General features: G+C 63.7%; 15 protein-coding genes. 11 read left to right on the plus strand and 4 right to left on the minus strand.

The features are described 5' to 3' along the window. The first annotated feature begins 9 nt into the window (after positions 1 to 9). The 3 genes from ASE60_RS17310 to ASE60_RS17320 all read left to right on the plus strand — a co-directional run bounded on the left by ASE60_RS17310 (position 10) and on the right by ASE60_RS17320 (position 3575). Positions 10 to 927 carry a LysR family transcriptional regulator gene (locus ASE60_RS17310; protein ID WP_244495651.1) on the plus strand — a complete coding sequence of 306 codons (918 nt, stop codon included), beginning with the start codon at positions 10 to 12 and terminating at the stop codon, positions 925 to 927. 207 nt (positions 928 to 1134) lie between these two features. Then, complete coding sequence (locus tag ASE60_RS17315; RefSeq protein ID WP_057251780.1) at positions 1135 to 2016, plus strand: NAD(P)-dependent oxidoreductase; 882 nt, start codon at positions 1135 to 1137, stop codon at positions 2014 to 2016. A 32-nt stretch (positions 2017 to 2048) separates the two neighbouring features. Continuing rightward, positions 2049 to 3575, plus strand: a complete 1527-nt coding sequence (locus tag ASE60_RS17320; protein WP_244495658.1) for an aldehyde dehydrogenase family protein — start codon at positions 2049 to 2051, stop codon at positions 3573 to 3575. Between the two features lie 364 nt (positions 3576 to 3939). Here ASE60_RS17320 and ASE60_RS35735 read toward each other — a convergent pair whose 3' ends face one another. The 4 genes from ASE60_RS35735 to ASE60_RS17335 all read right to left on the minus strand — a co-directional run bounded on the left by ASE60_RS35735 (position 3940) and on the right by ASE60_RS17335 (position 11471). Further along, positions 3940 to 4107, minus strand: a complete 168-nt coding sequence (locus tag ASE60_RS35735; RefSeq protein ID WP_244495652.1) for a hypothetical protein — start codon at positions 4105 to 4107, stop codon at positions 3940 to 3942. A gap of 237 nt (positions 4108 to 4344) precedes the next feature. Continuing rightward, positions 4345 to 5304 (minus strand): 3'-5' exonuclease, encoded by a 960-nt coding sequence (locus ASE60_RS17325; protein WP_057251782.1) that lies wholly within the window; start codon positions 5302 to 5304, stop codon positions 4345 to 4347. Between the two features lie 358 nt (positions 5305 to 5662). Next, a complete protein-coding gene (locus ASE60_RS17330) occupies positions 5663 to 7564 on the minus strand; it encodes a methyl-accepting chemotaxis protein (RefSeq protein WP_057252100.1) in 1902 nt (633 codons plus the stop codon). A gap of 286 nt (positions 7565 to 7850) precedes the next feature. Beyond that, entirely contained in the window at positions 7851 to 11471 is a 3621-nt protein-coding gene (locus tag ASE60_RS17335) for a hydantoinase B/oxoprolinase family protein (RefSeq protein ID WP_057251783.1), read from the minus strand. A gap of 121 nt (positions 11472 to 11592) precedes the next feature. Between ASE60_RS17335 and ASE60_RS17340 the strand changes: the two genes are divergently transcribed. The 8 genes from ASE60_RS17340 to ASE60_RS17375 all read left to right on the plus strand — a co-directional run bounded on the left by ASE60_RS17340 (position 11593) and on the right by ASE60_RS17375 (position 21452). Beyond that, positions 11593 to 12177: a winged helix DNA-binding protein gene (locus ASE60_RS17340; RefSeq protein WP_057251784.1), complete on the plus strand. Its 585-nt coding sequence runs from the start codon at positions 11593 to 11595 to the stop codon at positions 12175 to 12177. A gap of 25 nt (positions 12178 to 12202) precedes the next feature. Beyond that, entirely contained in the window at positions 12203 to 14023 is a 1821-nt protein-coding gene (locus ASE60_RS17345) for an ABC transporter ATP-binding protein (RefSeq protein WP_057251785.1), read from the plus strand. Positions 14024 to 14069: 46 nt separating this feature from the next. Continuing rightward, positions 14070 to 15602 (plus strand): ABC transporter substrate-binding protein, encoded by a 1533-nt coding sequence (locus ASE60_RS17350; protein ID WP_057251786.1) that lies wholly within the window; start codon positions 14070 to 14072, stop codon positions 15600 to 15602. Between the two features lie 60 nt (positions 15603 to 15662). Further along, complete coding sequence (locus ASE60_RS17355; protein WP_057251787.1) at positions 15663 to 16586, plus strand: ABC transporter permease; 924 nt, start codon at positions 15663 to 15665, stop codon at positions 16584 to 16586. A gap of 4 nt (positions 16587 to 16590) precedes the next feature. After that, positions 16591 to 17445: an ABC transporter permease gene (locus tag ASE60_RS17360; protein ID WP_057251788.1), complete on the plus strand. Its 855-nt coding sequence runs from the start codon at positions 16591 to 16593 to the stop codon at positions 17443 to 17445. Further along, positions 17442 to 19181, plus strand: coding sequence for a M14 family metallopeptidase (locus tag ASE60_RS17365; RefSeq protein WP_057251789.1), 1740 nt, complete (start codon positions 17442 to 17444; stop codon positions 19179 to 19181). Before ASE60_RS17360 ends, ASE60_RS17365 begins: the two co-directional genes overlap by 4 nt. Before the next feature lie 262 nt (positions 19182 to 19443). Next, positions 19444 to 20118, plus strand: a complete 675-nt coding sequence (locus ASE60_RS17370) for a response regulator transcription factor (protein WP_057251790.1) — start codon at positions 19444 to 19446, stop codon at positions 20116 to 20118. Continuing rightward, positions 20115 to 21452 carry a HAMP domain-containing sensor histidine kinase gene (locus tag ASE60_RS17375; RefSeq protein WP_057251791.1) on the plus strand — a complete coding sequence of 446 codons (1338 nt, stop codon included), beginning with the start codon at positions 20115 to 20117 and terminating at the stop codon, positions 21450 to 21452. Before ASE60_RS17370 ends, ASE60_RS17375 begins: the two co-directional genes overlap by 4 nt. Positions 21453 to 21471: the final 19 nt, after the last annotated feature.

A 21471-nucleotide genomic window follows, 5' to 3' on the forward strand; every position in this document is an offset into this window, starting at 1 on the left:
GTCGCATCCATGACCGCCATGGATGTACTCGACGCGAAAGCGCTCAGGATCTTTATGGCGGTTGCGCGCATCGGTTCGATCCGGGGTGCTGCGGAGCATATGGGGCTGGCGCCATCGGTCGTCAGCCGGCAGGTCGCCGACACCGAACGCGACATCGGCCTTTCCCTCTTCGAACGCACCGCGCGCGGCACGGTCTTGACCGATGCCGGCGAACTGGTGCTCGAACACGGCAAGCGGGTACTCGAAGACAACGGACTGCTCGCTGAACAGCTCGACCAGATCCGCGGCGTGCAGCAGACCCGCATCCGTATTCGCTGCGGCGAGGGCTTCATGGCCGATCTGGTGGAAAACGGGCTTTCCTCGTTCTCCAGGGCGCACTCCTACGTGCGCTACATCGTCGAGCTCGGCAGCACCGAAGACGTGGTCGACGCCATCGCCAACAGCGACGCCGATATCGGCATCGCCTACACCCCCTTCACCGACCCGCGCATCCGGGCGCTGGCAATCGCCCGCCAACCGCTCTGCGTCATCGTGCCGACAGGTCACCCGCTGTCAACACGCCGCGACCTGAAGCTCGCCGATTGCCTGACCTCGTCTTGTGCGCTGCTCGGCAAGGGCAATGGCGTGACGCAACTGGTGGCGCGGGTGGCGGCCGATGCGGGACTGGCGCTGGCGCCGCTGCTCGAAACCCATTCGATCGAGGTGCTGCGCCGCTTCGTTGCCGCCGGCCTCGGCGTCACATTCCTGCCGCGCACGGCCGTTGCCGTCGAAATCGCGCGCGGGGCGATGCAGGCGATCGACCTCGCCGATCCGCTGCTGCGCGAGGCGAGTGCCCACCTCATGGTGCGCGCCCACCGCCGCCTGCCGCTCTCGGTCGAAAAACTCGGCCAACATCTCGCGGAAGAAATGCAATCCTTCCGCGGCTGACGCATCGGCTCCGCGCCACCTCGCCCTTAGTTCTGAACGGCCGTCCACGGTTCTCGGCAGCTAAGCGCGCCCTCTCGGCGCCGCTGGACAACGCCGCAGACGTTGCCACGCCAGCAACGCATTGTACCAGGCGCGCCGTCTACCCGCTCGCCACCCCGCATGCCACCTTCGCCCGATCATCAGAACCAGACGAGGGTAGAGAAGATCATGACGGCGGAACGAACGACAGTGGGCGTGGTGGGATTGGGCGCCATGGGGCTCGGCATCGCGACGACGCTCGCCCGAGAGGGTTTCGCGGTCAAAGGTTTCGACCTTTCGGAAGCCCGGCGCACCCTTGCGGCCGAAGGTGGCGTTTCCCCGGTCGCCTCGCTCGCCGACGTCTTCTTCGATACCGATTTCATCGTCTTCTCTCTGCCGACCGCGAAGGACGTCGCCGCTGTCGTCGAGGCCAATCTCGAGGCGCTGAAATCGGCCAGCCCGCGGGTCGTGATCATCGACACCTCGACATCCGAGCCGGATGTCTCGCGTGATCTCGCCGCAGCCCTTGCCGGCCTCGGCCACGGCTTCATCGACGCGCCCGTGTCCGGCGGGCCGGCCGGTGCCGCAAGCGGCAAACTGACGATGATGATCGGCGGCAGCGATGCGGACGTCGCCCTTGCCGGCCCCGTCATCGAGGCGATGTCGGCGAAGGCGCTGCATGTGGGTGAAAGCGGCGCCGGCAACGTCGCCAAACTTGTCAACAACCTGCTCGCCGCCGCCCATATGGTTACGACGGGCGAAGGCCTGAAGCTGGCGCTTGCGGCCGGGCTTGACGCGGAAGTGGCGCTGAAGGTGCTGAACGCCGCCTCCGGCAAGTCGATGATCAGCGAGGTGCATTTCCCGACCTGGGTGATGAACGGCCGCTTCGACAGCGGCTTCACCATGGGGCTGATGCGCAAGGACGTGCGGCTTGCGAGCGAACTTGCAGCGCGCACCGGCGCCGAGCTGCCGCTTTCGCGTGCTGTCGCAAGGCTCTGGGCCGAGAGCCCGCTCGACAATGCAGATGACTTCACCCGCATGGGCGCCTTCCGCCCCGCCAACGACAACTGATACCCAAGGGAACGACGATGAACGAAATGACCATGCCCGCCAAGGCCGAGCGCATCCGCGCTCTCTTTCACGGTTTCCTTCCTGGCACGGAAATCGGCAGCTATGTGGATGGCGCGCTTGTGCCCGGCTCCGGCGATGAGCAGAAGCTGACGGATCCGGCGACCGGCGAAGTCTTTGCCACCTTCAAGGATGCCGGCAAGGACGTCGTCGACGCGGCGATGCAGGCCGCAGCGCGTGCCCAGCGCGAGTGGATTTCGATGACCGCTTCGGCCCGTGGCCGGGTGATGAACGAGATCGCCCGCAATATCCGCGAGCGCGCCGGCGAGATCGCCGAGCTCGAAAGCCGTTCGGCCGGAAGACCGATCCGCGACATCCGCGGCGAGGCCGTCCGCGTCGCCGAAATGTTCGAATATTATGCCGGCTGGTGCGACAAGCTCCATGGCGAGGTCATCCCGGTGCCGACTTCGCACCTGAACTACACCCGGAACGAGCCGCTCGGCGTCGTCGCGCAGATCACCCCCTGGAACGCGCCGCTCTTTACCGGCGGCTGGCAGATCGCACCGGCGATCTGCACCGGCAACGGCGTCGTCATCAAACCGTCGGAACTGACGCCGCTCAGCACGCTGGTGCTCGGTGCGCTCTGCGAGGCGGGCGGCGCGCCGCGTGGTCTCGTCAACGTCATCGCCGGCCAGGGCGTGACGGCAGGCCAGGCGATGGTCGCGCATCCGAAGACGGCACTCGTCGTCTTCGTCGGTTCGGCGCTGGCCGGTTCGGCAATTGCGGCGGCGGCCGCAAGGAACGTCGTGCCCTGCATCCTCGAACTCGGCGGCAAGTCCGGCAACATCGTCTTTGCCGATGCCGATATCGACCGCGCCATCGTCGGCGCTCAGTCGGCGATCTTCTCCGGCGCCGGCCAGAGCTGCGTTGCCGGCTCGCGCCTGCTCGTCCACCGCTCGGTGCATCAGCAGTTCGTCGAGCGCTATGCCGAGGCCGCCGCGCGCATCCCGGTCGGCGATCCCTATCTCGAAACGACGCAGATCGGCCCGATCAACAATGCCCGTCAGTGGGCGAAGATCGAGGAAATGGTCAAGCAGGGCGTGGCGGAAGGCGCCACGCTTGCGACCGGCGGCGCCAAGCCAACGGCACTTCAATCCTCCGGCGGCTTCTATTTCGCCCCGACCATTCTCGACAACGTCAAACCGGAGATGACGATCGCCCGTGAGGAGGTCTTCGGCCCTGTCGTCGGTGTCACCGTCTTCGACGATGAAGAAGAGGCAATCACGCTCGCCAACGACAACCCCTATGGCCTTGCCGGTGCGGTCTGGACCCGCGATGTCGGTCGCGCGCATCGCGTTGCTTCCAAGGTACGGGCCGGAACCTTCTGGATCAACGGCTACAAGACGATCAGCGTCATGTCGCCCTTCGGCGGCTTTGGTCGCTCCGGCTATGGCCGTTCCTCCGGTCGTGATGCCTTGATGGCCTATACCCAGACGAAGAGCGTCTGGGTTGAAACAGCAGAAAATCCGGCCATCGTCTTCGGCTATGCGCCGGAAACGTGATCGATACGCAGTTTAAACGAGAAGCGGCCGGCATATGCCGGCCGTTTCTTTTTGCTAACTGAAATCTGGGCAGCAGCCTCAGAAATCAACCGAAGCCGAAAGCATGAACGTGCGTGGTGCGCCGGCCGAGAGGAAGCCACAGGCAGACGATGCCCAGTAGTTCTCGTTGAAAACGTTCTCGACCGTCGCCCGGAATTCCAACGGATTGCCGTTTTCTCGCGCGCGCGCCGAGATTAACCCGCGTCCAGTCCGAAACCTTCTGCGTGTTCGCCCGATCATAATAGCTGCTGCCGGTGTAAATGACGCGACCCGTGAGCGTCAGGTCCTCAAACCCAGGGCATATCGTATTCGCCGTAAAGGCTGATCACCGTTTTTTTGGGACGCCCGTGACGCTCTTGCCGTCGTGCAGGCCGCCTTGTGTCTTTGCCAGCTCGACATCCATGAAAGTAATGCCGCCAAGCAGACGAAGACCGTCCATCGGCTCACCGAAGGCAGAGAGCTCAAGGCCACGATTGACCTGAAGGCCGCTCATCGAGAAGAGGCGGGTCGGTGAAGCAGTTAGGCTGCCGGATCTCGAACAGCGCCGCACTGAGCATCATCGGGCGCGACCGAGGAGAAAGGCGCCGCCAGTGCAGCCCGGTGCCAGCGCTGGCGCTACGATCGGCAGGTTGCCTTCATACAAAGGCCGGCAGAAAACGGGATAATTTGATTGACAGGGGCCGCGTCCACGCAAGGTCTACCCTGGCGATCCCGCGTGCTCGTCTGATTGTCAGGCGCGGAACCGATCGAAAGCGGTCAAGCGTTTGATCGGCGGATCGGCTTCATTCCAGCGATAGATCTCCGAGCGCAGATAAAGGAGCTCGTCCTCAAGCGCAGCATCGGCGATCTCGATCCACCAGGATTTCGGACGGCCGTCGCTTCCGTCAGACCAGCGATAACCGCGCGCTTTCAGATGGTCCTTCATGTCGAACGGGCTGTTCTCCGCGAAAATGCGGATGCGCGTTCGCTGGCTTGCCTGATAAAGCTCGGCAAAGGGCGTGTTTTCGGAGCCGCCATCCTTGGCAAGGACTTCGAGCAGGGCGAAACAATCGTCGACCGCCCGGTGGCCGTCGTGGAAATAGCCGGCCTGCCCGATCAGATAACCAAGTTTCGTGCCTTCGAAGCCGCGAGAGGACCAATCGACCTCAGAGACGGAACAGGCCCATGCCTTTCCTTCGAAGACGGGTGAAAAGGCCTCACAGAAGGGACGGTCGAAGCCGGCATTATGCGCGATGACAAGGTCCGCTCTTTCCATCAGCGTCCGTATCTCGGCGAGATCGATCGCCTTTCCCGCGACCATCGCATCGGTAATGCCGGTCAGGCGCGTGATGTCCGCAGGGATCGGATTGGCCGGTTGCCGCAAACCGCCATAAACGCCCGTCACATCGCCGAGGTTCCCCTTTTCATCGAAGGTAAAAGCGATCAGCCCGATCTCGATAATCTCGTCCTTGCGATTGTTGAGCCCAGTGGTCTCGGTATCGAGGATGACGCCTTTCAGCGGAAAGCCGGGACGAGCAACAGGCACCACGGCGCGCGGCACAAGCCGCTGCAGCAGGCGGTAGCGGCCCGTCGCCTGAAGGTGACGGACCATATCTTCCTCGTTCAACGAGGTCCTCTTGACCGCTGACCCGCCGCCTGCCTTTTTGGTAGCTGCCTCGTTCGAAGCAAAGAGGTCGAACTGCTGCGTCATTCGGTTGTCCCGCAAATCAACGACTCACACGTGTGCCTTCCAGAATAGCCGCTAACAGCGCTTCACAGCAATTCAGGAAGAATGATGGAGCCACCACCCGCGCAAGCCCCGCAGGCCGACCGGGTTTGTTCTCGCAAACGGGGCCGGCCGAACCGACGCGGCGCTATCGGCGGGTGGGAAGGAGCGTCTTCGCCAGACGCACCAGCGCCCGGATCCCCGGGGGCGGCAATGCGGAGACTATCGCCCCTCTGAAAAGCCTGCGGCGGCCTCCGCGCCCTGCCCCGCAAATGCAGTGCAGGAAGGACAGTGCCGCCGCAGATATGGCTTCACTTGAGCGCGTGTAACTTTCGCCCCTCGATCAGGCCGCCCGGCTCCAGCTGTCGCGTGCACTCTGCGCTTCGAGCTTGAACTTCGCCAGCATCGTACGGAGCTGGCGGCTTTCTTCGGCAAGCGTGCCGCTTGCCGCCGTCGTTTCTTCCACCATCGCCGCGTTCTGTTGGGTCATCTGGTCCATGTGGTTGACCGAGGTGTTGATCTCCTGCAGCGCCGTCGCCTGTTCGCGGGCGGCCGTCGCGATCGTGTTGACGTGGCCGCTGACATTGTTGACCAGCGTCTCGATCTCCAGCAGAGCCTCACCGGTGGAGCGCACCAGCGCCACGCCATTCTCGACTTCCGACGCTGAGCTGTGGATCAGCGTCTTGATCTCCTTTGCGGCGTTGGCCGAGCGTTGCGCCAGTTCGCGCACTTCCTGGGCGACGACGGCGAAACCACGACCCGCCTCGCCGGCGCGGGCCGCTTCGACGCCGGCGTTTAGCGCCAGAAGGTTGGTCTGGAAGGCGATCTCGTCGATCACCGAGATGATCTGGTTGATGCGGTTGGACGAATCCTCGATCCGGCCCATCGCATCGACCGCGCTGCGCACGATCGCGCCGGATCGGCCGGCACTGTCTTTGGTGGCGCGCACCATTTCATGCGCCTCATTCGCCCGCTCGGAAGCTGTGCGCACGGTCGAAGTGATCTCGTCGAGAGCGGCGGCCGTCTCTTCGAGCGCTGCGGCCTGCTGTTCGGTGCGCTTCGACAGATCGTTGGCGGCAGAACTCAGCTCGGCAGAGTTGTCGTTGATGGTGCTTGCCGCGGTGCGTACGTTCTGCATCGTCGAGCGCAGCGTCACCATCGTCTGGTTGACGTTCGTCTGCAGTTCGGCGAATGCGCCGTGGAATTCGCCACGCATGGTCTGCGTCAGGTCGGCATCGGCGAGTGCGGCGATCACGCGGCGGACTTCGTTGACCGTTTGGTCGACGCTCGAGACGAGCTCGTTGACGCTCGATGCGAAGCGGTTGAGGTCGTCGTTTTCATAGTCCTTGGTGATGCGGCCGGTGAAGTCGCCGGCAACGGCGGAAGCGACGACGACGCTGATGTTCGACTGCAGGTCGCTGCTGCGGGCATGCAGTGCGGCTTCCTGCGCCTTCATCGCGCGCATGGCAATGCCGTTCTTGCGGAAGACTTCGACGGCACGGGCCATCTCGCCGATTTCATCCTGGCGCGAGACATCGGTACCGTTGCCATCAAGCTTGCCGTCGGCAAGTTCGCTCATGGTCGAGGTGAGTTCGCGCACCGGCATGACGATACCACGACGGGCAACGAAGAGGCTGACGCCGACGCCGAAGAGGACGCAGGCCGCAGCGGCGGCGGCCAGGATGGTCATCGCGACGGAAGAGGAATTGAGCGCTTCGGAGCGGGCGGCGGCGAGCGCGTCGCCGGAGTAGGTGCTGTAGGTCTTGACCGTCGCCGTCACCGTCTTTTGGGCTTCGAGCGCCTTGTCGAGTGCCGCCTTGACGGCGCCAGTGTTTGTGCCCGTGTCGGCGGCAACGGCGATCATCGCGCGGATCTCGTCGAAATAACTGTTGAGCGTGATGCGGATGTCGTTCAGCAGCTTGTCTTCCGCATCGTCGGCAACAGCCTCGATCTTCGTCAGACGGCCGAGCATTTCCCCGGCGCGCTTCTCGGTTTCCTGGCCGAAATCGGCGGCTTTCTCGGGCGCTGCAGCAAGCTGGTAGGTCATGCGGCTGATGGCGATGATATCGACGCGCAGGTCCATCGCCTCGCGTGCTGCCTCTTCGCGCGCGCCGACGTCGATGATCGTCGCGCCGAGAGAGGAAAGACCGCGCGCACCGGCAAGCGCGATCAGAATGGAAGATATGCCCATGACCACGACCACAAGGCCGACCTTGGTCAATATCGATAGGTTCTTGAACGTCACTGCCGTGACTCCTGTGATGTCGCGATCGCGTTGTTGGGAGGACATGGTCAGCCATACCGGCGGGAGGAGGACCGGCTGTTTGCGTGCGCTATTTAGGAGGAATTGCAGCGCGCACTGACCGATAAGTACATAGTAATCTTGCATTTAAATTCGGGTTAAAAAAGCGATCGCAGCTTTTCGCAGTGCAGCAAAAAATGGAGACGGGAGCGAAAACGAAAAACGGGCGGACGATCGCTCGCCCGCCCGCAGACCACCGCAGCAGTCTTGGGAGATCTTGTTTCGAAGCCTACGACCGGCCGTAGCCGCCGCCGGTCGGCGTTACCACGGTAAAGGCTTCACCGGCTTCGAGAACCGTGTGGGCGCAGCCCGGCAATTCTTCCGTCCGGCCGTCGTTGCGGCGTACCAGGTTGCGGCCAAGCTCGCCGGGGCTGCCGCCCTTGATGCCGAAGGAGGCTACACGGCGATGGCCGGAGAGGATGGCGAAATCCAGTTTCTCGCGAGCGCGGATCGTGCGTTTGGTACCGTTGCCGGCGTTCCATTGGCCACGGCCGCCCGAGCCGACACGAATATGGAAATCTTCGAGCACCACCGGGAAGCGGGTTTCGAGGATTTCCGGGTCGGTGAGGCGCGAATTGGTCATGTGGGTATGGACCGCATCGGCGCCGTTGTAACCGGGACCGGCCGGCGCACCGGAGCAGATCGTCTCGTAATACTGGTAGTTCTGGTTGCCGAAGGTCAGATTGTTCATCGTGCCTTGCGCGCCCGCCTGACTCTGAACGGCGCCGAACAGGCAGTTCGTCACGGCCTGGCTGACCTCGACGTTGCCGGCAACGACCGCAGCCGGATAGCGCGGCGTTAGCATCGTTCCCTCTGGAATGACGATGTGGATCGGACGCAGGCACCCGGCATTCATCGGGATGTCCGCCTCGACCAGTACACGGAAGACATAAAGCACTGCGGCGCGGGTGACCGGCGCCGGGGCGTTGAAATTGTCACCGCGTTGCTCGGACGTCCCCGTGAAATCGACGGTCGCCTCGCGCTTGTCGCGATCGACGGTGATCTTGACCACGATGCTGCAGCCCTGGTCCATCTCGTAGGAGAATTCACCATCGGGCAGCTGATCGAGGACGCGGCGCACGCTCTCGGCGGCATTGTCCTGAACATGGCCCATATAGGCCTCGACCACGTCCTCGCCGAACTGGGCGATCATCTTCTTGAGTTCGGCGACGCCCTTTTCGTTGGCCGCGACCTGCGCCTTCAGATCGTTGACGTTCTGCAGGATGTTGCGCACCGGATAGCGCGCGCCATTGAGCAGCGTCTCGAGTTCTGCCTCGCAGAAGCGGCCGGCATCGATGAGCTTGAAGTTGTCGATATAGACGCCTTCCTCCTCGATATTGGTGGCCAACGGCGACATCGAGCCCGGCGAAATGCCGCCGATATCGGCGTGATGGCCGCGGCTGGCGACCCAGAAACGGATCTCCTTGCCGGCATCGTCGAAGACCGGCGTGCAGACGGTAAGGTCAGGCAGGTGTGTGCCGCCGTTATAGGGCGCGTTGATCAGGAACACGTCGCCCGGCTGGATCACCGGATTCTCGCGGATCGCGGTCGCGACCGAGGCATCCATGGAGCCGAGATGCACCGGCATATGCGGCGCGTTGGCAACGAGATTGCCGCGGTTGTCGAAAACGGCGCAGGAGAAATCGAGCCGCTCCTTGATGTTCACGGAATAGGCGGTGTTCTGCAGCGTCACACCCATCTGCTCGGCGATCGACATGAACAGGTTGTTGAAGATCTCCAGCATGACCGGATCGGCATGGGTGCCGATCGCGCTCTGCTGCTGCAACGCCTTCACGCGGCGAAGCACGATGTGGTCCTTGGCCGTCAGTTCCGCCTGCCAGCCATCCTCAACGACGATGGTCTGGTTCGGTTCGATGATGATCGCCGGACCGTCGAGCCGCTGGCCGGGCGCGATCTCGGCGCGCAGCAGGACGGGCGCGTCGTGGAACTGGCCCTGCGAATAGAAGCGCGTGCTGCGGACGATATCCGGCGTTCCCTTAGTGACCGCCCCACCCTCGCGCTCCATCTGGGCAGCACCGCCACCGACCGTCTCGACCTCGACGGCGTCGATGACCAGCGCCTTGTTCTCGGCGACGAAGCCGAAGCGGCGCTTGTGCAACTCTTCGAACTCGGCGCGCAGGCGGGCGATGTCGTCATGATCCGGGAAGGTCGCGTCGACCGCGAGCACCGTATCGGTGCCGGCGTAACGGATATGGGCGCGCAGATGCGTGCGGATCTCGTCGCGGGCGATACCCTGCGCGTCGAGTTCGGCAAGGCATTCGACCTCGAGCTCGGCGCCAAGGGTGCTGAGCGCTACCGGCGCCTTGTCGTCAAGCGCCACGCCGAGCGCCTTCTGGCGCGTCGAACGAATATCGGCGAGCCCCATGCCATAGGCCGAAAGCAGACCGGACATCGGGTGCACGAGAATGCTCTTCATGCCGAGCTGATCGGCAACGAGGCAAGCATGCTGCCCACCGGCGCCGCCGAAGCAGCTTAGCGCATAGCGCGTCACGTCATAGCCACGCTGGACGGAAATCTTTTTGATCGCCTCGACCATGTTGGCAACCGCGATGCGGATAAAGCCGTCGGCTACATCCTCCGGGCTACGGCCGTCGCCGATCTCGCCGGCCATCGTTGAAAAGCGCCCGCGCACGGTCTCGACATCGAGGCGTTCGTCCTGGTTCGGGCCGAAGAGCGCCGGGAAGAATTCCGGCAGCAGCTTGCCGAGCATCACATTGGCATCGGTAACCGCGAGCGGGCCGCCGTTTCGGTAGCAGGCAGGACCCGGATTGGCGCCGGCCGAATCCGGCCCAACGCGGAAGCGCTCGCCGTCGAAATGCAGGATCGAGCCGCCGCCGGCGGCAACCGTATGGATCAGCATCATCGGCGCACGCACGCGCACGCCGGCGACCTCGGTCTCAAACGCACGTTCATATTCGCCGTCGAAATGGGCGACGTCGGTCGAGGTGCCACCCATGTCGAAGCCGATGACGCGCTCAAAACCGGCAGCTTCGCCGGTTTTTGCGAGCCCGACGACGCCGCCCGCCGGACCGGAAAGGATTGCATCCTTGCCCTGGAACATTTCAGCCGCAGTCAGGCCGCCCGAAGACATCATGAACATGACGCGCGCGCCGGTGCGGGCGATATCGAGTTCGCCCGAGACCTGGGCGACGTAGCGGCGGAGAACCGGTGACAGATAGGCGTCGATGACGGTGGTGTCGCCGCGCCCGACATATTTGATCAGCGGCGAGACTTCGTGGCTGACCGAGACCTGCTCGAAGCCGAGTTCGCGGGCAATTCGGGCAACGACCGCCTCATGCTCGGGATATTTGTAGGCGTGCATGAAGACGATGGCGACGGCCTTGTAGCCCTTGCCCTTCAGGTCTTCGAGTGCCGCGCGCGCCTTCGCCTCATCGAGCGGCGTCTCGACTGTTCCGTCGGCCAGCACGCGTTCGTCGAGCTCGACGATGTCCTGATAGAGCGCTTCCGGCTTGATGATCTCGGTTGCGAAGATCTTCTTGCGCTCCTGGTAGCCGATCTTCAGAGCGTCGCGGAAACCCTTGGTGGTCACGAGCGCCAGCGGCTCGCCCTTGCGTTCGAGCAGTGCATTGGTGGCAACGGTCGTGCCCATGCGCACTTCGCCGATGAGACCGGTCGGGATCGCGGCACCGGTCGCAAGGCCGAGATGCAGGCGAATGCCCTGCACTGCGGCGTCGCGATAGGCTTCCGGATTTTCCGAAAGCACCTTGCGCGCATGCAGCACCCCTTGCGGATCGCGGCCGATGACATCGGTGAAGGTGCCGCCGCGGTCGACCCAGAAGTCCCAACTGCCGGTTTCGCGTGCGCTCATTGTCCATCCCTCTCGTTCGCGAGCCGCATGACTGTGCAAGCCCGGAAATTCATCAAAGCAGTTCGTTGACAAAATGTCGATAAAATGATGACATAAAATCGTCAAGATGAGGAAGAGCTGAATGACGAAGAAGCCTGAGGATAGCTTCGAAGGTCGGGAATGGGCCGAAAACGCCCTGCCCGAACATCTAAAGCCGGTCGCGGCCATCGGCCCGATCGTTTCCTCCGCGCACTTGGCGGAAGGCGGTTCCCCTGGTCTTTCGGAAGTGGAATACGGCCTGATCCTCGCGTCGCACGCCTTTCATCGCTGGATGATGCGCTGCATGGCGGCCGCCGGCGTGCCGGGCCTTTCGCCGATCGAAATCCTGATCCTGCACACGATCCGCCACCGCGACCGCGGCAAGAAGCTCGCCGACATCTGTCTGGTCCTCGATATCGAAGACACCCATGTCGCGACCTATGCCATCCGCAAGCTCGAAGCCGCCGGCCTGGTAACCACGGGCAAGGAAGGCAAGGAAAAGACCATCCTCATCACCGACAAGGGGTCGGACGCCTGCACGCGCTACGCTCAGATCCGCGAACGCCTGCTGGTTTCCTCGACCGCGAAAGCCCGCCCCTCCGAAGAGACACTCTCCGAGATCGCCGCCGTCCTGCGTTTCATGTCGGGCGCCTATGAACAGTCCGCGCGCGCCGCGACCACATTGTAACGAGGAAGACCGCGTGACTGTCGAAATGCCTGCGCCCCTGCTCGCCGTCGAGAAGCTTTCCGTTGCCTTCAACGGCAACCCCGTCGTCGAAGATCTAAGCTTCACGGTCACGCCCGGGCGGACGCTCGCGATCGTCGGCGAATCCGGTTCCGGCAAATCCGTGACGTCCCTGTCGATCATGCGGCTATCCGACATGATGGGTGGCCAGTTCCCCTCAGGCCGCATTCTGTTTCGCGGCAAGGGTGGCGAGATCGACCTGACGAGCGCGCCGCAGAAGACCATGCGTGCGATCCGCGGCAAGGAGATCGCCATGATCTTCCAGGAGCCGATGACCTCGCTGAACCCGGTCTTCACCATCGGCGACCAGGTCGCCGAAGTGCTGATGCTGCATGAGAAGATGACCAAGGCCGAGGCGCTCGCCGAGACGCGTCGGCTGCTCGACATGGTCCGCCTTCCCGACAGCGCCGAACTGATCGGCCGCTATCCGCACCAGCTTTCCGGTGGCATGCGCCAACGCGTCATGATCGCCATGGCGCTCGCTTGCCGGCCGAAGCTGCTGATCGCCGACGAGCCGACCACGGCGCTCGACGTCACTATCCAGGCGCAGATCCTGACAATCATCCGGGACCTGCAGAAGGAACTCGGCATGGCGGTGATCTTCATCACCCATGATATGGGCGTCGTCGCCGAGATGGCCGACGACGTCGTTGTGATGTGGAAAGGCCGCAAGGTCGAGGAAGGTCCGGTCGACGAGATCTTCGCCGCTCCCAAGCACCCCTATACCCAGACGCTGCTTTCCGCCGTGCCGAAGCTCGGCAGCATGGTGGGCGAAGAATTCCCGAAGCGCCTGCCGCTGACCATGATGGTCGACGGCGAGCCGAAGCGCGTCGGCGACGTCCATATCCAGCGCACCGCCCGCTATGAGGCCGCACCAATCCTCTCGGTGCGCGATCTCGTCACCCGTTTCGACGTGCGCAAGAACCTTTTCGGCAAGGCGACGCACCGCGTGCACGCGATCGAAAACGTCAGCTTCGACATCTTCCCAGGCGAAACGCTGGCGCTCGTCGGCGAAAGCGGCTCGGGCAAGTCGACGATCGGCCGCACGATCCAGCAGCTGCAGAACGCGACATCGGGCGAGATCCTCTTCGACGGCCGGCCCGTCTCGGCGATGAGCTATGCCGAGCGGCAGAGACTGAAGCAGGAAATCCAGTACATCTTCCAGGACCCGTTCGCCTCGCTCGACCCGCGCAAGACCGTGGGCTTCTCGGTCGCCGAGCCGATCCGCACCCATGGGCTGATCCTCGGCGAAAAGGATATCGAAAAGCGCGTGCATGAACTGCTCGAGCGTGTCGGCCTGACGGCCGCGCACGCCCGGCGTTATCCGCACGAGTTCTCCGGCGGCCAGCGCCAGCGCGTCTGCATCGCCCGAGCGCTCGCCTCGCGCCCGAAGCTGATCATCGCGGACGAAGCGCTGTCCGCCCTCGACGTCTCCATCCAGGCGCAGATCATCAACCTCTTCATGGAGCTGCAGGAGCAGGAAGGCCTCGCCTATCTCTTCATCAGCCATGACATGGCGGTGGTCGAGCGCATGAGCCATCGCGTCGCCGTGCTCTATCTCGGCCAGATCATGGAATTCGGCAGCCGCCAGCAGGTCTTCGAAACGCCATCCCATCCCTATACCCGCCGGCTGCTTTCCGCCGTCCCGGTCGCCGAGCCCGGCAAGGGCCGCGAGCGCGCTTTGCTGGAAGGCGAAATCCCGAGCCCGATACGTCGCGTCGGCAACGAACCCGCGGTTCTGCCCCGCAAAGAAATCGCCCCCGGCCATTTCGTGGCCAAGGGTGCGTGAGCCGCTTTCTTTTTCAGAAGAAGGCTGTCGAAACAGGAGTGAGTAAATGATCAACAAAAAGGGGATCCACGCCGCCTTCATCGCCCTCGCGATGGCCGGCAGTTTCATGACCGCAGCCCCGGCCTTTGCCGCAGGCACGCTGACGGTGTCGTCGCCGCAGGATCCGGGTAGCTGGGACCCGGTCGACACCTTCCTCGTCAACTGGGCGTCCGTCGCCACCAACATCTATGACGGCCTCACCTATCGCGGCCCGGATCTCAAACTCGTGCCCGGCCTTGCCACCGCGTGGGAAGAGCTCGACGGCGGCAAGCGCCTGCGCTTCACGCTGCGCGAAGGCGTCAAGTTCCACAATGGCGAGCCATTCAATGCCGAAGCGGTAAAATTCACCTTCGACCGCCTGCTCGGCGAGGAAGGCTCGAAGGGCCCGCAGAAGTCCAACTATGCCGTGATCGAAAAGGTCGAGATCATCGACGAGAAGACTGTCGATCTGCATCTGAAGACCCCGGATCCGGTGCTGCTCACCAAGCTTGCCGGCTATGGCGCAATGATCGTGCCGCCGAAGTACATCCAGGAGAAGGGCGAGGACTATTTCAACGCCCATCCGGTTGGTACCGGCCCGTTCAAGTTCGTCTCCTACGAGCCGAAGGTCGGCATCAAGCTCGAAGCCTTTGCCGATCATTGGGGCGGCGCGCCGAAGCTTTCGAACCTCAACTACCGCTTCATCTCGGAGCCGGCGACCGCCGTTGCCGAACTGCAGGCCGGCCGCGTCGATCTCGTGATCCCGCCGACCATTCCGATCGGCATGATCCCGACCATCCAGGACGACAGCAACCTGGAGATCATCACCAGCGCCGGCCCGACGGTCTACGCTCTTCGCTTCAACACCCGCGACGGCATCACCAAGGATCCGAAGGTCCGCAAGGCGCTCATCCTCGGCGTCGACCGCGACACCATCATCCAGTCGATCCTCGGCGGCCAGGCGGACCCGATCGCCAGCTTCCAGGGCAAGCTCTCCTTCGGCTTCGACCCGGCGATGAAGCCGCTTCCCTACGATCCCGAACAGGCCAAGGCCCTTCTGAAGGAAGCCGGTGTTGCGCCGGGCGCCTCCGTGCAGATCGACGTTCGCGGCAACGATGCGACCTTCAACGAGGTCGTACAGGCGATTGCCAGCTACCTGCAGCTGATCGGCATCAACGCGACGATCAAGCCCTATGAAACCAACGTTCTGCTGAACGACATCATCCCGGCCGGCAAGACCGGCGCGATGTTCCAGCAGTCCTGGGGTGGCTGGACACTCGACTACGACAACACCGCCTACTCCATGTACCACTCCGGCGAAAAGTGGAATCCCTACGACCAGGATGCGGAACTCGACAAGCTGCTCGAATCCCAGCGTTCGATCACCGATCGGGCCAAGCGCGAGGAGATCCTCAAGCAGATCGCCAACTACGCCGCCGACCGGTCGCTCGAGATGCCGCTTTACAACCTCAATGCCATCTTCGGCGTGAGCAAGCGCGTCAAGAACTTCACCCCGGTGCCGGACAGCCGCCTACGGCTCACGGACGTGACGGTCGAGTAAACAATCCGGTCCGCCGCCGCGCGTGAGGCGGCGGACCATTTTCTTTAAAGGGCGGGTCACTTGGCCGGATTTCTGATCAAACGTTTTCTGCAGGCGGTCTTCGTCGTGTTCGTCGTGACACTGACCGTTTCCTATGCCATCCGGTTCACCGGCGACCCGGCCCTGATGCTGGCGCAGGGCGCCGGCAGCGTGACTGAGGAAGACCTCGTGCGCATCCGCGAGGGGCTCGGCCTCAACCAGCCCTTCCTTTCGCAATATGCCGACTTCATCAAAGGCATGTTCACGCTCGATTTCGGCCGCTCCTTCCTCGGCGGCACCCCGGTTTCGCAGCTGATTGCCTCTGCCCTGCCGGCGACCATGCTGCTCGCTTTCGCCTCGCTGATCGTCTCTATCGCGATTTCCATCCCGCTCGGTATCCGCGCCGCCGTTGCGCGCGGCAAGTGGGCAGATCAGACGATCCGCATCCTATCGCTGATCGGCCTGTCCTTCCCGAACTTCTGGCTGGCGATCATGCTCGTGCTGTTGTTCTCGATCGTTCTGAAATGGCTGCCACCGAGCGGCATGGACGGCTTTGCGAGCTTCATCATGCCGGCGCTGACCATGGGCATCATCCTGACGGCGACGAATGTGCGCCTGGTGCGCACCGCGATGCTGGAAACCCTGCAGTCGCAATACATCATGGTTGCCCGCGCCAAGGGCCTCAGTGAGACCAAAGTGCTCTACAAGCATGCGCTGCGCAATTGCGCGATCCCGCTGATCACCTATTTCGGCCTGCAGTTCGGCGGCCTGCTCGGCGGCATCGTCGTCGTCGAACTCGTCTTCAACTGGCCGGGCATGGGCACGCTCGCCTTCGATGCGGTCGCCTCGCGCGACTACCCCGTGCTTCAGGCGGTCATCACGGTGCTTTCCCTGATGATCGTGTTCGTCAATCTCCTGGTCGACATCGCCTATGGCCTCGTCGATCCGCGCATCCGGACGGAGTGAGCCGATGACCACCAAGGCTGCAAACACCCGTTTCGCCCGCTTCCGCAATCTCGAATTCATCCTCGGCGCGCTTCTGACTGGCGGCATCTGCCTCGCCGTCGTCTTCTCCGGCGTGCTCTTTCCGGGTGGCGTCGACAAGATCGACCTGTTGGCGCGGCTGACGCCGCCCTTCGTCAACTGGGCCCATCCGCTCGGCACCGACCCGCTCGGCCGCGACGTGCTCGCCCGCGTGGTTGCCGGCGGCAAGATCTCGCTGCTCGTCGGCCTGACCTCGGTTGCCGGCGCCGTCGTCGTCGGCGTGGTCATGGGGCTCGTTTCGGGCTACTATCGCGGCTTCTGGGATATGCTCGTCATGCGCTTTGCCGACGTTCAACTCGCGCTCCCCTTCATCCTGCTTGCGATCACTTTCATCGCCATCGTCGGCGGCGGGCTGACCAACACCATCATCCTCCTGATCGTTTCGCAGTGGGTGCAATATGCCCGGCTGGTTCGCGGTTCGGTGCTGTCGCTGCGCGAGCGCGAATTCATCCAGTCGGCCCGCGCCATCGGCGTGCGCGACTACAAGATCCTGTTCCAGCACCTGCTGCCCAACCTGATCGGCCCGGTCATCGTGCTGATGACCTTGAACGTCGCCAACAACATCCTGCTTGAAAGCAGCCTTACCTTCCTCGGCCTCGGCGTCGATCCGCTGATCCCGAGTTGGGGCGGCATGCTCGCCGACGGCCGCACCTACCTGCAGAACGCCTGGTGGGTCAGCGTCTTCCCGGGCCTGGCGATCCTGCTCACCGTCCTCGGCCTCAATCTTCTCGGCGACTGGCTGCGCGACAGCCTCGACCCAACCGGTAGAACTTCACGATGACGACGATTTTCGAAGGCGCCTTCGAGCGCACGCTCGATACCCTTCTCACCACCTACGGCAAGGAAGCGGCCCGCGGCACCAAAGTCGAAGCCTGGCTCTTCGACGATGCCGCTAGCCGCAAGGCGGCGGAACAGAAGCTCGCCAGCTTTGGCGTGAAGGCGACACTCAGGAGCGCCTACAAGCCGCTGCTGCATTTCTTCCTCGAAGAGGTCGACCGCAATGCGCTCGCCAGCGTCGTCGTCGGCTATCCCCAGCATGAGGGTGCTGCGCAGAACCGCTTCCTGCTCGAAGCCTATCCGCTTGCCGCTCTGGTCGGCGATGCCGATATCCGCTTCGAGGCCGGCAGCAAGCCGGCCTTCACCTACGACGTCGCGCTGACTTTCCGCGATGGGCGCCAGCAAAGCCACGCCGTCTTCGCGCCAAACCGTATCCATACCGACTTCGTCGGTGAAACTCTGCTGTCGCCGACCGGGTGGATTCGTCTCGACGAAGGCTGCGACAAATGTCGCGAATGCCATCTCGAAACCGACTATGAGCGGCTCTTCGCGGGCACTATGCGGGCAATTGCCGACTATGCCTGGGGCGATAGCGAGCCCTATTTCGAAGAGCTCAACATCCGCGTGACCCTGCCGATCACCGACTTCCGCCTGCCCGTCGGCGAAGAGGTCTTGAGCCTTCGTGAGGCGCTGCACGAGGACTTCTATTTCTCGCTGCTCGAAGTCTTCCAGAAGAAGTCCGGTCGTCCCCTCGGCGACCGCGGGCTGAAACCCGGTCAGATCATACCGGAGATCGTCTTTGGCGTCGGCAAGCCGACCGTCGTCGTCGAAGCGCGGCCCTTGCAGGCAGGGGATGCCGAGGGCGAAGCCCAGACGCTCGAAACCGCCGAAGCGCCGCTGACGGTGGCGCAGATCCACACGGAACTCGCCGCGATCGATGGCCAGCCCTTCGAGGCACAGTCGCGCGCCGGCCGGCCGGTGAAGGCCCGCTACCACAAGGGGACTGATGCGCCGGTCATGATCAGCGGCGGCCAGCATCCGAACGAGACGACCGGCATCGTCGGGGTGCTGCGCGCAGCCCAGGCGCTTGCCGCCCGCTCAGGCACCCATTTCACCATCTCGCCGCTCGAAAACCCCGACGGCTACGCCGTGCACCAGCGGCTGCGGGTGGACAATCCGCTGCACATGCATCACGCCGCCCGCTACACAGCACTTGGCGATGACCTCGAATACCGCACTGGCGCAGCGCTCAACGAGCGCGAAATCCGCAAGGAAGCCGAACGCCTGACCGGCGCACAATTGCACGTCAACCTGCACGGCTATCCCTCGCACGAATGGACCCGGCCGCTTTCGGGCTACGTGCCGCGGGGCTTCGCCATGTGGACGCTGCCCAAGGGCTTCTTCCTGATCATGCGCCATCATGCCGATTGGACCGACCGCGCCGAACGGCTGGTCGAGGCAGTCACCGAGCGGCTCGCCAAGGTTCCTGGCCTGCGCGCCTATAACGACGCGCAGATCGCGCTCTACGAGACCCACGCCGGCGAAACCGGCTTCCGGATCATCAACGGCTTTCCCTGCATGATCTCGGTCGACGACCGCCACACGGCGCCGCTGACGCTGATCACCGAATATCCGGACGAGACCATCTATGGCGATGCCTTCATCGCTGGCCACGACGCCCAGAAGGAAACGGTGCTTGCCGCCTACGACGCGTTTCAGCGGATGATGGCCATCGCCTAAAGCCTCACAGGGCGACGGTATCCAGTGCCGCCGCCCAAAAGCCGACCCCTTGAGCGTTCCCCGCAAGCGACAAGCCGCCGCTGGCGATTTTGGCCATCCGACGCCCCACCACCGAATACGGTAAAGCCTGACGAGGCTGCATTGCCGTGCCATTGCGTGTCCCGCTAGAACCGGCACACGCCCGCGCACCCATGCGCCGCAACGTTGCTGCAATCCTCGTCGACCAGACGTGAGGCAACATCTATCGTATTCGGAGAATTCAATGCGCCTGCTCCTTGTCGAGGACGAGCTGGAAATGGCGGCGGCGCTCAGCGCCGCGCTCGGTCGCTACGACATGATCCTGGATCATGCGCCAACGCTCGACCATGCATTGGCGGCGCTCGCCAATCACGTGCATGACGGCATCATCCTCGATCGCCAATTGCCCGATGGCGACGGGCTGTCACTGATCCCGCGCGTCCGTGCGCTGAAATCCGGAATTCCCGTGATCGTTCTGACCGCGCGTGGCGCGGTCGACGAGCGTGTCCGTGGCCTCGACATGGGCGCCGACGACTACCTCGCCAAGCCCTTTGCCGTGGAAGAACTGTTGGCGCGGATCCGCGCCCTCATGCGGCGTTCGCCGGATATCGCCCCCATGACGGCGCGCATCGGCAAACTCGTCTTCGATTTCGACGGCAGGCAGGCGCAGGTGAACGGCCAGTTGCTTGACCTGCCCCGTCGCGAACTGCTGGTACTGGAAACGCTGGCGCGGCGGCAGGGCCGCACGGTGCAGCGCTCGACCTTGGAGGAGTCTGTCTACGGCTACGATGACGAGATCCAATCCAACTCGCTCGACGCGCATGTCTCGCGACTACGCCGGAAGCTTGCCGACACCGGCGCCGGCGTGGAGATCCACAGCATCCGCGGCGTTGGTTATCTGTTGAGGCCTTCGCCATGAGCACGTCATCCGTCAACTCGTTGAAGAAGCGCCTGATCTGGCAGATCCTCACCTTTCAGGTGCTGCTGTTGATGGCGGTCATCGCCGGCCTCATGGCATTGCTGACGCGCGCCGATCTTGGCGGAAAGTTCCTCGATGCCGACGCAGCTTCGGTCGCCGCCGGAGCGATCCGCTCGCAGCCCGCGGGTGGACTGACGCTGGTCGAGACACCGCAATTGCTCGCCATGCGGGCCGAGTCGCCGGATTTCTGGTTCGTCGCGAGAAACGAACGCGGCGACATGATCCGCAGCGGCCCCGTGCCGGACGCCTATCGCGGCATTGGCGAACATCTGGATCGGATCGCCTTTGGCGATATCCGAGACAGCGTCGAGCCCTACACGCTCTCGTCGATCGTGCGCTCGGTGACCACGGAAAGCGGAACCTACACGGTGCTCGCCGGCGGCGGCCGGTTGTGGAGCGCGTCCTTCGCGGTTTTCCTGCTGGCAAACCTGGTGCTGCTGCCGATCGTGCTCATCGTCGTGCTGATCCCGGCCCTTGCCATCCCGATCATCGTCAGGCGTGCCTTTGCCGGCCTCGCCGATATGGTCGATCAGGCCAAGAAGATCGACGTCGATCGCCGCGGCGCCCGCTTGTCCGATCATCGGGTTCCCGGCGAAGTGCGTCCGCTGGTCGAGGCATTCAATGGCGCGCTGCAGCGACTCGACGAGGGGTACGAACGGCGACAGCGCTTCATTCTGGATGCGGCGCATGAACTGAGGACTCCGGTCGCCATCCTGCAGACGCGGCTGGAAAGCATGGACGCCGGGCCGCTCAGAAACCACCTGTTGATCGATTCCAATCGCATCGCGGGGCTTGCGGAACAGTTGCTGGACCTTGAGCGGATCGATCGCGATGGCGCGGACTTTTCCACGCTCGACCTAGTGTCGCTGTGCCGTGACGTCGCCGCCGACCTCGCGCCGCTCGCGCTTTCGGCCGGCTGCGAACTCTCCTTCGCCTCGGACGTCGAGCGTGTCGTTGCGCGCGGCGATGCCGGCGCCATTGAGCGGGCGGTCACCAATCTGGTGCGCAATGCCATCGAGCATGCCGGTGGTCTCATCACCATCCGCGTCGAACGCGGCGGCGTGATCGAGGTCACCGATGAAGGCCCCGGCATTCCCGAACGCGAGCGTGAACGCATCTTCGAGCCGTTCCATCGCCTGCAGCCACGCGACCACGGCGCCGGCCTCGGCCTGCATCTGGTCAGCGAAATCGTCGGTCGGCATAAGGGCCACATTTCCGTTGTCGATGAACCCGCCGGCGGCGCCTGCTTCCGCATCACCTTGCCCGCGGCATGATACAGATCGCGCGGCTCCC

This window comes from Ensifer sp. Root278 (assembly GCF_001429285.1).
In the GTDB taxonomy this organism is placed as follows: Bacteria; Pseudomonadota; Alphaproteobacteria; order Rhizobiales; family Rhizobiaceae; genus Ensifer.